Below are 13,982 nucleotides of genomic sequence, written 5' to 3' on the forward strand. Positions count from 1 at the left end.
GGTCTCACATCTATTGTAACGCTACACTTCATGTTTTTAAGTCATAACTTTAAGACTGACAAAGCGTATTTTTTTTGGTATAATATCATGAGGTGATTTTATGGCAAATTTGAATCGATATAAGTTTACATTTGGTAACAAAACATTGACCTTAACAACGGAGCATGATAATTTATTTATGGAAGAAGTTGAGCGGGTTGCAAAGGAAAAATATAAGGCCATCAAAGAGCAGATGCCTGCAGCAGATGACGAAGTTTTGGCCATTCTCTTGGCTATCAACAGCCTATCAACTCAGCTGAGCCGCGAGATTGAATTTGATGATAAAGAAAAGGAATTGGAAAATTTCCGTCACAAAATGCTGAATGAAATAAGAGAAAAATCGGCTAAATAGAGGAGAAATAATGTTTTCAGTAATTATTTTGCTAGTTTTAGCTTGGAGTTTCTATATTGGGTATTCACGAGGTATTGTTTTACAAGGATTTTATACTGCGTCAGCTCTTGTGGCGATGCTGATTGCGAGCTATTTTTATAAGGGAGTAGCGAAAGCAATCAGTCTGTGGATTCCTTATGCCAGCGCTACTCAAGGCTCATCGACATATTTCTTCCCCAATTCACAGCTGTTTCATTTGGACAAGGTTTTTTATGCTGGTTTGGCCTATCTCTTTGTTTTTACAATTGTTTATGTGTTTGCGCGCTTTATAGGAATTTTTGTTAATCTAGTTCCGTATCCCAACAAGCTTGATACACCGCGGTATAATGTAATCAGCGGAGCGATTGCTGCGTTCATTACTCTTTTTGGGATTGAAATGTGCTTGACAATCTTGGCAACAATGCCGCTGGCTGAGGTTCAAGAACGGCTCAATAGCAGTGCCTTGATCCGATTTATCATCAACTATACCCCTATTACGTCCAGTGTTTTAAAACATTTCTGGGTGACGAACGTTATCGGATAATAGAAAGACTCAGTTGGCAGAGCTAGCTGAGTTTCTTTTGAAATAGTTAGAAAAGAAGTTATGAATAAAAAAATTTTAGAAACCTTAGAATTTAGCAAGATTAAAGAGTTATTCACTCCCTATTTGCTAACTGAGCAGGGGCACTTGGAGCTTAGCCAGTTGCAGCCTACCAGTAAAAAAGAGACCCTTGCTACCGCTTTTTTAGAAATGACAGATATGCAGCAAATTTTTGTCCAGCAGCCTCATTTTAGTCTGGGAGCTATCCAAGATATTACGGGTCTGACCAAGCGGCTGGAGTTAGATAGCGACCTCAATATTGAGGAATTTCTAGCTCTCAAGCGGGTCTTAGCTGTGACCCATGAGCTGACATCTTTCTACGAGGATTTGGAAAATGTTCAACTGGAACGTTTGAATCGGCTGTTTGACAATCTGGTTGAATTTCCTAGCATCCAAGGCAATCTGCAGGCGATTAATGACGGTGGCTTTGTTGAAAGCTTTGCCAGTGAGGAACTGGCCCGCATCCGCCGAAAAATTCAAGAAAATGAAAACCAGGTGCGGGAAATTCTGCAGGACATCCTCAAGACTAAGGGAGACATGTTGGCGGACCAAGTGGTAGCCAGCCGGAATGGCCGCAATGTGCTGCCGGTCAAAAACACCTACCGCAACCGCATTTCTGGTGTGGTTCACGATATTTCAGCCAGCGGGAATACCGTCTATATCGAGCCTAGAGCAGTTGTCAATCTCAACGAGGAAATTACCAATGCTCGAGCTGATGAGCGCTATGAAATCCAGCGGATCTTGCAGGAGCTGTCTGACCGTATCCGGCCACATGCGACTGAACTTGCCAACAATGCTTGGATTATCGGGCATCTGGATTTGGTGCGTGCTAAAGTCCGCTTTATGCAGGAGACAAGATCGGTAGTGCCAAACATATCGGAGGAGCAGGATATCCAACTGCTCAGTGTCCGCCATCCTCTAATTGAAAATGCGGTGGCAAATGACCTGCATTTCGGGCCGGACCTGACCGAGATTGTCATTACCGGTCCTAATACAGGTGGCAAGACCATTATGCTGAAGACCTTGGGTTTGGCTCAGCTCATGGCCCAGTCAGGCCTGCCGATTCTGGCAGACAAGGGTAGTCAGGTGGGGATTTTTAACCAAATCTTTGCTGACATTGGTGATGAGCAGTCCATTGAGCAGAGCCTGTCAACTTTCTCCAGTCACATGACCAATATTGTCTCTATTTTGGAGCAGGTGGATAGCGACAGTCTGGTTCTGCTGGATGAGCTAGGAGCTGGGACTGACCCGCAGGAGGGAGCAGCTCTGGCTATTGCCATCTTGGAAGATTTGCGGCTGAGACAGATTAAAACCATGGCGACGACCCACTATCCTGAGCTCAAAGCTTATGGGATCGAGACGGACTGGGTGGAAAATGCCAGCATGGAATTTGATACAGATAGTTTAAGGCCGACCTATCGCTTTATGCAGGGAGTGCCTGGCCGCTCCAATGCCTTTGAAATTGCTCGGCGTTTGGGCTTGTCGGAAGTTATCGTTGGCCATGCCCAAGAGCAGACTGACACAGACAGCGATGTCAATCGGATCATTGAGCGCTTAGAGGAGCAGACACTGGAAAGTCGCAAGCGCTTGGATAATATCCGCGAGGTGGAGCAGGAAAATCTCAAATTTAACCGAGCCCTCAAAAAACTTTACAATGAGTTTAACCGAGAAAAGGAAACCGAGCTCAATAAGGCACGGGTGGAAGCTCAGGAAATCGTTGATCTGGCTTTAGCAGAGAGTGAGAGTATTCTCAAAAATCTCCATGATAAGTCCAGTCTCAAACCGCATGAGATTATTGAAGCCAAGGCTCAGCTCAAAAAGCTGGCTCCTAAAACAGTTGATTTATCAAAGAATAAGGTGCTCAAACAGGCTAAGAAAAATCGGGCGTCCAAGGTGGGAGATGATATCCTAGTCACCAGCTATGGTCAGAGGGGAACCTTGGTCAAGCAGCTCAAGGACGGCCGCTGGGAAGCTCAGGTCGGTCTTATCAAGATGACTCTAGCAGAGCAGGAGTTTAATCTTCTCAAGGCTGAAAAGGAGCAGCAGCCTAAGCGTAAGCAGGTCAATGTGGTCAAGCGAGCTAATACTGCTGGACCGAAAGCCAGGCTGGATCTACGCGGCAAACGCTATGAAGAGGCTATGGAAGAGCTTGATGCCTTTATCGATCAGGCCCTCCTCAATAACATGGCTCAGGTGGATATTATCCACGGTATTGGGACCGGGGTCATCCGTGAAGGGGTGACAAAATACCTCCGCCGCAACAAGCACGTCAAGTCCTTCGGCTATGCTCCGCAAAATGCTGGCGGCAGCGGCGCGACGATTGTGATCTTTAAGTAAGAGGCCATATATGAAAATACAAACCTATGACTCGACTTATGAGAGAAGTTGGGTTTATACAAAAGCTTTGAGTTATCTCTTTTCGCCTTTCTTTGATGATATGAGCCGCAGTAAGGATGAGTTTACTGAAGAGCCTTACCAAGATTCGGTTGAGCTCATAGCAGTTGAAGATGATCAGGTTGTAGGGCTTCTAGATATTGGGATTTACACCGAAGAAGCAAGTCATTCTTATGCATATTATCCAGGAGAAAAGATAGCTTACTTCGCTAATCTGGCTGTCCATCCTGATTTTCAGAATCAAGGGATAGCCGGCCAACTCTTTCAAACTGCTCGAGAGAAACTGCATGAAAAGAAAGTTGATGCCTTGATCATCTTTACCAGAGACGGAGAACAAGCAAATTACCTCTATCAGAAGTGGGGCGGCAAGCTGATTTGTCAAGACTATTTAGTTGTCGGACGGCCCAAAGATCAAATAGCGTTTTCTTTCAGCGTAGATAGGAAGCAGCGGACAATCTGTCTGACAGACAAGTCAGGAAATTCCTTAGGCTATTATCAAAGAGAAGGGCATTATATTGTCTCAAGGAAAGAAGATTTGGAGCATTTTGAGATTGATGAACTTTACAAAGAGCATACCTATGTCTTGAAAATCGAATAGGGTATTGGAAGTTTCAGCGAAGAGATAGTAGCAGGTTCTTTTATGAGGGCCTGCTTTTTGCTATAATGTAAGCAGCATAAAGTGTTTCGGAGGGAAAATAATGAGAATAAAGCATGCATCAGATTCCTGCACGACTATTTTGGTAGGCAAGAAGGCCAGTTACGACGGTTCAACCATTGTGGCTCGTACAGAGGATTCACAAAATGGGGTCTTTACACCCAAGAAATTTGTCGTAGTGGAGCCACAAGACCAGCCCCGTCATTATCAGTCAGTTTTGACATCTTTTGAGATGGATTTGCCGGACAATCCAGTCCGCTATACAGCAGTGCCAGACGCAGTTCCTAAGGACGGGATTTGGGGAGCAGCTGGAATTAACAGCTACAATGTTGCTGTCAGCGCAACGGAAACGATTACGACTAATAGCCGCGTACTGGGAGCTGATCCTTTGGTAGAGTCAGGTATCAGCGAGGAAGACATCCTTACGCTGGTTCTTCCCTATATCAAAACAGCTCGAGAAGGGGTTCTACGCTTAGGGAAAATCCTAGAGGAGTACGGCACTTATGAGTCCAATGGGATTGCTATCTCAGATGTCAATGAAATCTGGTGGCTGGAAACCATCGGTGGCCACCATTGGATGGCGCGGCGCGTGCCAGATGATGCCTATGTGACCAACCCCAATCAGCTGGGCAGTGATTATTTTGAATTTGACAATCCAGAGTATTTCCTCTGTCATCCAAATCTCAAAAACTTTATCGAAGAAAATCATCTCAATCTTAATTACTCAAATGAGGGCTTTAATCCGCGCTATGCTTTTGGCAGCCAGAAGGATAAGGACCGCCATTACAATACACCGCGAGCTTGGGATATCCAGCGTTTTCTCAATCCAGAAGTGGAGCAAGATCCAAGGAGTTTCTTCATTCCATGGTGTCGCAAGCCTTACCGCAAGATCACGATCGAAGATGTCAAGTATGTCCTGAGCAGTCACTATCAGGATTCGCCTTATGATCCTTACGGAGCAGAGGGTGACCATTACAGCAGAAGGGCTTTTCGGACCATTGGAATCAATCGGACCAGTCAGACAGCCATCTTGCACCTACGCCCTAACCAACCCCAGGAAACGACTGGTATCCAGTGGCTATCCTACGGCTCTATGCCTTACAATACAGCTGTTCCTTTCTTTACTCAAGTCTCAACAACGCCAGATTACTTTGCCAACACGACGGACAAGGTTTCGACGGATTCCTTTTACTGGGCCAATCGCTTGATTGCTGGGTTGGCTGATGCTCATTTTAGCAGTCATGTTGGTGATTTGGATGATTATCAGGAAAAGACTATGGCCTGGGGACATGAAATGATCGGTCGAGTAGACCGAGCTCTGGCCAAGGGCGAGGCTGTGGACTTTGAAGCTGAAAATCAAGCCATGAGCGATAAGGTGCAAGAAGCGACAGACCAGCTCTTGGAGAAGGTTCTCTTGGATGCCAGCAATCTCATGACCAACCATTTCTCACTAAGTGACTAAGGTCCTACCCGTAGCAAATATTTTTCTTTCTGATGTTTTTGGTGTAAAATGTTATCAAAAGTAAGCAATAAAAGGAGAAGATTTATGGTAGCAGCAGTTACAGATGCGACATTCGCAGAAGAAACAAAAGATGGACTGGTTCTGATTGATTTTTGGGCAGCTTGGTGCGGTCCATGTCGTATGCAGGCGCCTATCTTGGAGCAGTTGGCTGGGGAAGTTCATGAGGACGAACTGAAAATCCTTAAAATGGATGTGGATGAAAATCCAAACACTGCCCGCGAATTTGGCATTATGTCCATTCCGACCCTTCTGTTCAAGAAAGACGGTCAAGTCGTTAAGCAAGTCGCAGGTGTTCACACCAAAGACCAGCTCAAGGCTATTATCGCTGAATTGAGCTAAGTAAGAAGCCTGAGGGCTTCTTTTTTTGCCTATTCAAAAGTGCCAGAATAGAGGAAAAAGGTCAAGATATAGGAGACGCACTATGACAGAAGAACGAATCATCAGGAAAATGCTTTTTGAGGATATAGAAAAGTTAGCGAATGCTTTTATCCAGCAAGTCTGGCCTGGTCGGAGAGAGATTTTAAAAAACTACTTTCTGGAGCAAGCGACGGGTGAGCGCCAAGTTTTGGTGGCTGTTGATGGGACATTTCTAGCTGCTTACATTACAGTCATCCCATCAGCCAAGCATGGTTCCTTTGCAGGCCTTTATTCTGAGTTAACTGATTTTAATGTTTTTGAAAGTTTCCAAAGACAGGGCATTGGCACGGCTTTATTGGATAAAGCAGAGCAAGTAGGTCAGAATTACTCAGATGTAGTTAGTTTGGGTGTTGCTTTGCATAGAGGCTAAGATTCGGTCCAATGGCTGTATGTACACCGAGGTTATATTCCAGATAGCTCAGGTGTTTGGTTTCAAAATCGACCGCTTGCTCCTTATGATCCGTGTGAGAATAACGATGAGTTGGTATTATACTTTTCAAAAAGGGCAAAATAAAAGAGGTTGTAAAACCTCTTTTTAATATGCTGATTAATATCTCGCTGGCCCCATAGTCGCACTCTTGATATTGAAGCGTTTCTTGAGGTAGAAACGGAGTGCTAGAGTGATTCCTCCGATGATAGCAACTACGATGTTTGAGAAATGTGGGTTGAGAAAGTCAGGAAGGAGGCTAGATCCAACGATTGAAAGAGTCCAGAGAGCAATGGCTCCTACCATGATTAAGATAGACTTTATCAGATGTGGTCTTTGGCTGCGATCTGTATTTGGTCCATAAAAGCGGTAAATAAAATGATAGAGAGCATAGAAAGCGAGGCCGCCGACAAGGCTTCCAAATACAAGGGTTGTCATCCCATAAACAGATGGCTGAGAAGATGCTAAGTTGACGATGGAAGTCAGAACGGTGAAGAAACCGAAGATGAAGAGGACGGAGTCCAGCATCATCCATTTAGGGTCGTCATTTTCCTTTGGATGTTCGGCATCGTAACGTTCTTTTGCAGTTAGGGAAGAAGCCCAAGTAGTTGGGGCTCCGTAGAGGCCGCGGGCAGTGATTCCCTTGGTTTGATTTTCCAAAATTTCTGGAATGATTTCTTCTAAGATGGTTTTAATTTCTTGGTCTGACTTGCCATCTTTGAGCAATTGGTGGGTGGCAATGTGGATAAATTCCTTGTTTTTCTTACTGAGTTTGTCTAATGATACTTGTGACATAGGTATCCTTTCTGATGATTAGAATAATTTTTTATGGAAAAGGTAGAGGGTTAGAGAACCGCTCATAGCAAAGGCGATGAACATGATAATCCAAAAAGCATGCGGTTCTCCATTTAGAGGGAGCTCATTGTTTTTGAAGTTCATTCCGTAGGCTGAAAAGATCATAGTCGGGATGGACATGACAACCGTTACCAAAGCCAGTGTTTTCATGATATTGTTCTGGTTGTTGGAGATGATAGAGGCAAAGGTATCTGTCATGCTGTGGAGGATATTTCCGTAAATATCGGCCATCTCAATGGCCTGCTGGGTCTCAATCAAGGTATCTTCCAGCAAGTCCTCGTCTTCCAGATATTTCTTGATATTACTGGTGGCACTAGTCAGCTTCTTAATCACGCGCTCATTGGTTTTGAGGGAGGCCTTGAAATAGACGATGGTCTTTTCAAGCTCCATGAGCTCAATCAGCTCTTCATTTCGCGTGGATTGGTGCAGCTGGCTCTCAATCTGTTCGCTCTTGCGGTCAATGGAGCGCAGGGCGGTCAGGTACAGTTCGGCATTGCGATAAAGAATCTGAAAGATAAAGCGTGACTTCATAAAGGTATAGAAGTTGCGCAAGCGACGGCTGATAAAAATATCCAACAGAGGCAATTTTTCTAAGCAGGTGGTGATAATGGCCTCTTCGGTGATGATAATACCAAGCGGAATCGTGATGTAGTAGGTTTTGTTGTTTCTTTCCTCTGTGATGGGAACGTCCACGATAATCAGTGTGTAGTCATCTTCGATGGTAACCCGAGACATTTCTTCCGCATCGAGCGGAGCCCGCAGGTCTGCAATGTCAATGTTAAAGGCATTAGCAATTTCTATAGATTCACTCTGAGAAGGATTGACCATATTAATCCAAGTTCCGGCTTCAAGCGTATCAATTTCTTTGAATTCGGTTGTTGTTGATAAAAATACTTGTTTCATATCTCCTCCTAGAATTATTTTTACACACCGTCTTATTATACTACAAATTCCGATTTTTGGGACAAAAGATTGCAGAAAATTTTGCTATAATAGAGGAAGTTTAAAGGTAAAGTGTGGAATAAATGCAAGATAAAATTGTTATTCATGGAGCGCGAGCTCATAATTTAAAAAATATTGATGTCGAAATTCCGCGGGACAAGCTGGTCGTGGTGACCGGTTTGTCTGGTTCGGGCAAGTCTAGTCTGGCTTTTGACACCCTCTATGCTGAGGGGCAGCGCCGCTATGTGGAGAGTCTGTCGGCCTATGCTCGGCAGTTTTTGGGCAATATGGAAAAGCCGGATGTGGACTCGATTGATGGTCTCAGTCCAGCCATTTCCATTGACCAGAAGACGACCAGTAAGAACCCCCGCTCAACGGTGGGAACTGCCACTGAAATCAATGACTACCTGCGCCTGCTCTATGCTCGTGTTGGGACACCCTACTGCATCAACGGCCACGGGGCTATTAAGGCTTCGTCTGTTGAGCAGATTGTTGACAAGGTTTTGGAATTGCCAGAGCGTCAGCGTTTGCAGATTTTGGCGCCGGTCATCCGCAAGAAAAAGGGCCAGCACAAGATCGTTTTTGATAAGATTCAGAGAGACGGTTATGTCCGGGTGCGCGTGGATGGGGATGTCCACGATGTAACGGAAGTGCCAGAGCTATCCAAGAGCAAGCAGCATGATATTGAGGTCGTGGTGGACAGAATTGTCATCAAGGAAGGGGTGCGCAGTCGTCTCTTTGACTCGGTTGAAGCAGCTCTGCGGATTGCTGAGGGTTATGTGGTGATTGACACCATGGACGGTCAAGAGCTGCTCTTTTCGGAGCACTATGCCTGTCCAGTTTGTGGCTTTACGGTCCCAGAGCTAGAGCCACGACTCTTTTCTTTCAATGCGCCTTTTGGTTCCTGTCCGGACTGTGATGGTCTGGGGGTTAAGCTGGAAGTGGATCTCGATGTGGTCGTGCCAGAGCCTAGCAAGACCTTACGTGAAGGAGCGCTAGCGCCTTGGAATCCCATCTCCTCCAACTACTATCCGCAGATGCTGGAGCAGGCCATGGCAGCCTTTGGCATTGATATGGACAAGCCTTTTGAGGAACTGACGGAGAAAGAAAAACAGCTGATTTTCTTTGGCTCAGATGGGCGGGAGTTCCATTTCCACTATGAAAATGAATTTGGCGGCGTGCGCGATATTGACATTCCTTTTGAGGGGGTTGTCACCAATATCAACCGTCGCTACCATGAAACCAATAGTGATTTTACTCGGACTCAGATGCGGGCTTATATGAATGAGCTGACCTGTGCAGCTTGCCACGGCTACCGACTCAGTCCCCAGGCCTTGTCTGTCAAGGTTGGTGGCGAAGACGGCTTGCACATCGGTGAGATTTCAGACTTGTCCATTGCAGATCATTTGCTTCAGTTGGACAAGCTTAGCTTGACTGACAATGAAGCTACAATCGCACGCCCTATTCTCAAAGAAATTCATGACCGCTTGACTTTCCTTAATAACGTTGGCCTTAATTACCTGACTTTGTCTCGCTCGGCTGGGACTCTATCAGGAGGAGAAAGTCAGCGGATTCGCTTGGCGACTCAGATTGGTTCCAATCTAAGCGGCGTTCTCTATATCCTGGACGAGCCCTCTATTGGCTTGCACCAGCGTGACAATGACCGCCTGATTGCCAGCCTCAAGAAGATGCGCGACCTGGGCAATACCCTCATCGTGGNTTCGGCGGTGAAATCGTCGCAGCCGGCACGCCTGCGCAAGTGGCTAAGAACAAGAAATCCATCACAGGCCAATACTTATCAGGCAAGCGCGAAATCCCAGTACCGCTGGAACGCCGTGTAGGCAACGGTCGCTTTATCGAGGTGACAGGAGCTCAGGAAAATAACCTGCAGAATATCACGGCCAGATTCCCCTTGGGCAAATTCATCGCTGTGACGGGAGTTTCTGGATCTGGTAAGTCAACCTTGGTCAACTCTATTCTCAAAAAGGCCATCGCTCAAAAACTCAACCGCAATTCTGCCAAGCCAGGGAAGTTTAAGAAAATCAGCGGCATTGAGCATGTGGACCGCTTGATTGATATTGACCAAAGTCCGATTGGTCGGACACCGCGCTCGAATCCAGCGACCTACACTGGTGTCTTTGACGATATTCGCGATCTGTTTGCCAAGACCAATGAAGCCAAGATTCGCGGCTACAAGAAGGGCCGTTTCAGCTTTAATGTCAAGGGCGGCCGTTGCGAGGCCTGTTCAGGTGATGGAATTATCAAGATTGAGATGCACTTCCTGCCTGACGTCTATGTGGCTTGTGAGGTCTGCCACGGTACTCGCTACAACAGTGAAACTCTGGAAGTCCACTACAAGGAGAAGAATATTGCCCAAATACTGGACATGACGGTCAATGATGCGGTGGAATTCTTCCAGCATATTCCCAAGATTGCCCGCAAACTCCAGACTATCAAGGACGTGGGGTTAGGCTATGTGACTCTGGGGCAGCCAGCCACAACCTTGTCGGGTGGTGAAGCCCAGCGGATGAAGCTGGCCAGCGAACTTCACAAGCGCTCGACTGGTAAGTCTTTCTATATCTTGGATGAGCCGACAACGGGTCTGCATTCTGAAGACATTGCCAAGCTCCTTCATGTGTTATCACGCTTTGTGGACGATGGCAATACGGTACTCGTTATCGAGCACAATCTGGATGTCATCAAGACAGCTGACCATATCATCGACTTAGGACCAGAAGGCGGTGTCGGTGGTGGTACGATCATCGCGACGGGTACACCGGAAGAAGTCGCTGCAAACTCTGCTAGCTATACTGGCCAGTATCTGAAAGGTAAGCTACACATAAAATAGTTCATCAAAAATCCCTGTTCTTTTCTAAAGATGGGGATTTTCCGTGTCGGAGAATGCTCGTTGGATTCTAAGTCCCAGATAAGGCTTATTAAAAAATGCCCTATTTGACTTGTTTTTTGATATAATAAGCTTAGTTATTTCATGGAGGTATTGAATGATATCAAGAGTTGAAAAGTTTGAAGCTGCATTAGCTCAGACGGAATGTGATGCTGTCCTAGTGACAAATCTGAAGAATATTTACTATCTGACTGGTTTCAGCGGGACAGAAGCGACGGTTTTCATCAGTAAAAAGCGCCGAATTTTCCTGACGGATGCGCGCTATACCCTGATTGCTAAAGGAGTGGTTCAGGGCTTTGACATTGTGGAAACGCGCGATGCGATTGGGGAGATTGCCAAAATCGTTGCGGACGACAAGCTGCAAAAAATCGGTTTTGATGATGAGATTTCCTATGCTTACTTTAAAATGCTGGAAAGTGTTTTTGCTGGTCATGAACTGGTGCCGATGACAGGTTTTATTGAAAAGCTGCGCATGATTAAGGATGCCCAGGAAATCGAGACCATTCGCAAGGCCTGCCAGATTTCGGATCAAGCCTTCTTGGATGTGCTGGACTTTATCAAGCCTGGTGAGACGACGGAGTTGGCTGTCATGAACTTTTTGGACGCTCGCATGCGCCAGCTAGGTGCTTCAGGTGCCTCCTTTGACTTTATCATTGCTTCGGGTTACCGCTCTGCTATGCCTCATGGTGTGGCCAGTGACAAGGTGATTCAGAAGGGTGAAACTCTGACCATGGACTTTGGCTGCTACTACAATCATTATGTCAGCGATATGACACGAACCATTCATGTGGGGCAGGTGACAGATGAAGAACGGGAGATTTATGATATTGTTCTTCGCAGCAATCAAGCCCTGATAGAAGTAGCCAAGGCTGGTCTTAGCCGGATTGATTTTGATCGGATTCCGCGTCAGATTATTAACGATGCTGGCTACGGTCCTTACTTCAGCCACGGGATTGGCCACGGTATCGGTCTGGACATTCATGAGATTCCTTACTTTGGCAAGTCAGAAGAGCCGATTGAAGCGGGCATGGTTCTGACAGATGAGCCAGGGATTTATCTGGATGGGAAATACGGTGTCCGTATCGAAGATGATCTTCTCATCACCGAAACAGGCTGTGAAGTCTTGACTCTTGCGCCGAAAGAGTTGATTGTTATTTGAGAATTGTCAGGCTTTATGGTACAATAAAGAGTAAATTATTTATTAAAGAGGTAAAAAACAAATGATTGAAGCAAGCAAGCTGAGAGCTGGAATGACTTTTGAAACAGCAGATGGAAAACTCATCCGCGTGTTGGAAGCAAGTCACCACAAACCAGGTAAGGGAAATACAATCATGCGTATGAAATTGCGTGATGTCCGTACAGGCTCTACTTTTGATACTAGCTACCGTCCAGAAGAAAAATTTGAACAAGCGATTATCGAAACAGTACCAGCACAATACTTGTACCAAATGGATGATACAGCTTATTTCATGAATACTGAGACCTATGACCAATACGAAATTCCAGTAGTCAATGTAGAAGAAGAGCTGAAATTCATCCTTGAAAACTCAGACGTGAAAATCCAATTCTACGGAACAGAAGTGATTGGTGTAACAGTGCCGACAACTGTTGAATTGGTCGTAACAGACACACAACCGTCAATCAAGGGCGCAACTGTAACAGGTTCTGGTAAGCCAGCTACTCTTGAAACGGGTCTTGTCGTCAACGTACCTGACTTCATCGAAGTTGGTCAAAAACTGATTATCAACACTGCAGAAGGAACTTACGTTTCTCGTGCGTAATTTCACTCTTTCAGATAGAAAGGAATTCTTATGGCAAACGAACAATTAGGCGAAATCGTCATTGCGCCACGAGTTTTGGAAAAAATCATTGCCATTGCTACGGCAAAGGTGGAGGGCGTTCATTCTTTTGCGAATAAAAGCATGTCAGACAGCCTCTCTATGCGCACGCTCGGACGCGGTGTTGCTCTTCATACTGATGAAAGTGGCGATGTGACCGTTGACATCTACCTGTATCTGGAGTACGGTATCAGTGTGCCAACAGTTGCAGTTGCGATTCAAAAAGCGGTCAAAAGCGCTGTTAATGATATGGCTGAGGTGGAACTGTCAGCGGTGAATATTCACGTTGCAGGCATTGTCCCAGAAAAATCTCCAAAACCAGATTTGAAAGATCTATTTGATGAGGATTTCCTCAATGAGTAAGGTAATTGTAGATTCAAGACGTGATTTACGGGAGAGAGCATTTCAGGCTTTAATGAGCTTGGAATATGATGGAGATACAGTTGAGGCTTGCCGCTTTGCTTATCTACACGATAAGGAAGAAGAGGAGCAAGTTGAACTCCCTCTTTTCTTGCTCAATCTGGTCAATGGCGTCATGCAATCCAAGAGCGAGTTAGATGACGAGATTGGTCGGTATTTGAAGGCTGGCTGGACCTTGGATCGCTTGACTCTAGTCGAGAAAAACATTCTGCGCTTAGGTTTGTATGAATTAGTGGAATATGATGAAACTCCGCAGCTTGTCGCTGTCAACGAAGCGATTGAGTTAGCAAAAAAATTCTCAGATGAAAAATCAAGTAAGTTTATCAATGGAATTTTGAGTCACTTTATTACTGAAGAATGAAGATTGGGGCGCCTGCCTCAGTCTTTTTTACTTTTTGCCAGTTGTAGTTGCAGACAAACTGTAGAAAAGCTTCCGTTATAGAGGTCTATGGCTGGAACAGCCTATCTTGCTATATGTTAACGGCAATCTAGGTCTCAGCTGGCCACTTTTGCTATAGTTTTGTGGCAACCTAGACCTCGGTTGGCCGTTTTCCTATAGTTTCATGGCAACCTAGACCTCGGCTGGCCACTTTTGCT

The 13,982-nt window shown here is 45.5% G+C and carries 12 protein-coding genes and 2 pseudogenes; 12 read left to right on the forward strand and 2 right to left on the reverse strand.

Translation table 11 applies throughout. The features are described 5' to 3' along the window. Positions 1-100: 100 nt before the first annotated feature. The 7 genes and pseudogenes from SSIN_RS08340 to SSIN_RS08370 all read left to right on the forward strand — a co-directional run bounded on the left by SSIN_RS08340 (position 101) and on the right by SSIN_RS08370 (position 6,512). Positions 101-391, forward strand: a complete 291-nt coding sequence (locus SSIN_RS08340) for a cell division protein ZapA (protein ID WP_037617859.1) — start codon at positions 101-103, stop codon at positions 389-391. A gap of 10 nt (positions 392-401) precedes the next feature. Then, positions 402-953, forward strand: a complete 552-nt coding sequence (locus SSIN_RS08345; RefSeq protein WP_037617861.1) for a CvpA family protein — start codon at positions 402-404, stop codon at positions 951-953. Between the two features lie 60 nt (positions 954-1,013). Beyond that, positions 1,014-3,347: an endonuclease MutS2 gene (locus SSIN_RS08350; RefSeq protein ID WP_037617863.1), complete on the forward strand. Its 2,334-nt coding sequence runs from the start codon at positions 1,014-1,016 to the stop codon at positions 3,345-3,347. A gap of 10 nt (positions 3,348-3,357) precedes the next feature. Then, the gene (locus SSIN_RS08355) at positions 3,358-4,002 is read left to right on the forward strand and encodes a GNAT family N-acetyltransferase (RefSeq protein ID WP_037617865.1); all 645 of its coding nucleotides are present in this window, start codon (positions 3,358-3,360) and stop codon (positions 4,000-4,002) included. A 100-nt stretch (positions 4,003-4,102) separates the two neighbouring features. After that, a complete protein-coding gene (locus SSIN_RS08360) occupies positions 4,103-5,521 on the forward strand; it encodes a C69 family dipeptidase (RefSeq protein ID WP_037617868.1) in 1,419 nt (472 codons plus the stop codon). An 84-nt stretch (positions 5,522-5,605) separates the two neighbouring features. Continuing rightward, complete coding sequence (trxA, locus tag SSIN_RS08365; protein WP_037617870.1) at positions 5,606-5,920, forward strand: thioredoxin; 315 nt, start codon at positions 5,606-5,608, stop codon at positions 5,918-5,920. 82 nt (positions 5,921-6,002) lie between these two features. Further along, positions 6,003-6,512 (forward strand): annotated as a pseudogene (locus SSIN_RS08370) (GNAT family N-acetyltransferase). A gap of 33 nt (positions 6,513-6,545) precedes the next feature. Here the strand turns inward: SSIN_RS08370 and SSIN_RS08375 are convergent. Together SSIN_RS08375 and SSIN_RS08380 are read right to left on the reverse strand one after the other, a co-directional pair. Then, complete coding sequence (locus SSIN_RS08375; protein ID WP_037617872.1) at positions 6,546-7,220, reverse strand: DUF1129 domain-containing protein; 675 nt, start codon at positions 7,218-7,220, stop codon at positions 6,546-6,548. Positions 7,221-7,238: 18 nt separating this feature from the next. Beyond that, a complete protein-coding gene (locus SSIN_RS08380) occupies positions 7,239-8,183 on the reverse strand; it encodes a magnesium transporter CorA family protein (protein ID WP_037617873.1) in 945 nt (314 codons plus the stop codon). 122 nt (positions 8,184-8,305) lie between these two features. Between SSIN_RS08380 and uvrA the strand changes: the two are divergent. From uvrA to nusB, 5 genes and pseudogenes are all read left to right on the forward strand, one after another. Then, positions 8,306-11,070, forward strand: a pseudogene (gene uvrA / locus SSIN_RS08385) (excinuclease ABC subunit UvrA). A gap of 154 nt (positions 11,071-11,224) precedes the next feature. Beyond that, entirely contained in the window at positions 11,225-12,286 is a 1,062-nt protein-coding gene (locus tag SSIN_RS08390; RefSeq protein WP_037617876.1) for a M24 family metallopeptidase, read from the forward strand. 61 nt (positions 12,287-12,347) lie between these two features. Then, positions 12,348-12,908 carry an elongation factor P gene (gene efp / locus SSIN_RS08395; protein WP_037617878.1) on the forward strand — a complete coding sequence of 187 codons (561 nt, stop codon included), beginning with the start codon at positions 12,348-12,350 and terminating at the stop codon, positions 12,906-12,908. Between the two features lie 30 nt (positions 12,909-12,938). Further along, the gene (locus tag SSIN_RS08400) at positions 12,939-13,328 is read left to right on the forward strand and encodes an Asp23/Gls24 family envelope stress response protein (RefSeq protein WP_037617879.1); all 390 of its coding nucleotides are present in this window, start codon (positions 12,939-12,941) and stop codon (positions 13,326-13,328) included. Then, the gene (gene nusB, locus SSIN_RS08405; protein WP_037617881.1) at positions 13,321-13,746 is read left to right on the forward strand and encodes a transcription antitermination factor NusB; all 426 of its coding nucleotides are present in this window, start codon (positions 13,321-13,323) and stop codon (positions 13,744-13,746) included. The genes SSIN_RS08400 and nusB overlap by 8 nt, the downstream gene beginning before the upstream one ends. The last annotated feature ends 236 nt before the right edge of the window (positions 13,747-13,982 follow it).

Source organism: Streptococcus sinensis (assembly GCF_000767835.1).
In the GTDB taxonomy this organism is placed as follows: domain Bacteria; phylum Bacillota; class Bacilli; order Lactobacillales; family Streptococcaceae; genus Streptococcus; species Streptococcus sinensis.

Coding starts and splice junctions, on each gene's coding strand:
- SSIN_RS08340 (WP_037617859.1), top strand. CDS start 101: ATGGCAAATTTGAATCGATATAAGTTTACATTTGGTAACAAAACATTG.
- SSIN_RS08345 (WP_037617861.1), top strand. CDS start 402: ATGTTTTCAGTAATTATTTTGCTAGTTTTAGCTTGGAGTTTCTATATT.
- SSIN_RS08350 (WP_037617863.1), top strand. CDS start 1,014: ATGAATAAAAAAATTTTAGAAACCTTAGAATTTAGCAAGATTAAAGAG.
- SSIN_RS08355 (WP_037617865.1), top strand. CDS start 3,358: ATGAAAATACAAACCTATGACTCGACTTATGAGAGAAGTTGGGTTTAT.
- SSIN_RS08360 (WP_037617868.1), top strand. CDS start 4,103: ATGAGAATAAAGCATGCATCAGATTCCTGCACGACTATTTTGGTAGGC.
- trxA (WP_037617870.1), top strand. CDS start 5,606: ATGGTAGCAGCAGTTACAGATGCGACATTCGCAGAAGAAACAAAAGAT.
- SSIN_RS08375 (WP_037617872.1), bottom strand. CDS start 7,220: ATGTCACAAGTATCATTAGACAAACTCAGTAAGAAAAACAAGGAATTT.
- SSIN_RS08380 (WP_037617873.1), bottom strand. CDS start 8,183: ATGAAACAAGTATTTTTATCAACAACAACCGAATTCAAAGAAATTGAT.
- SSIN_RS08390 (WP_037617876.1), top strand. CDS start 11,225: ATGATATCAAGAGTTGAAAAGTTTGAAGCTGCATTAGCTCAGACGGAA.
- efp (WP_037617878.1), top strand. CDS start 12,348: ATGATTGAAGCAAGCAAGCTGAGAGCTGGAATGACTTTTGAAACAGCA.
- SSIN_RS08400 (WP_037617879.1), top strand. CDS start 12,939: ATGGCAAACGAACAATTAGGCGAAATCGTCATTGCGCCACGAGTTTTG.
- nusB (WP_037617881.1), top strand. CDS start 13,321: ATGAGTAAGGTAATTGTAGATTCAAGACGTGATTTACGGGAGAGAGCA.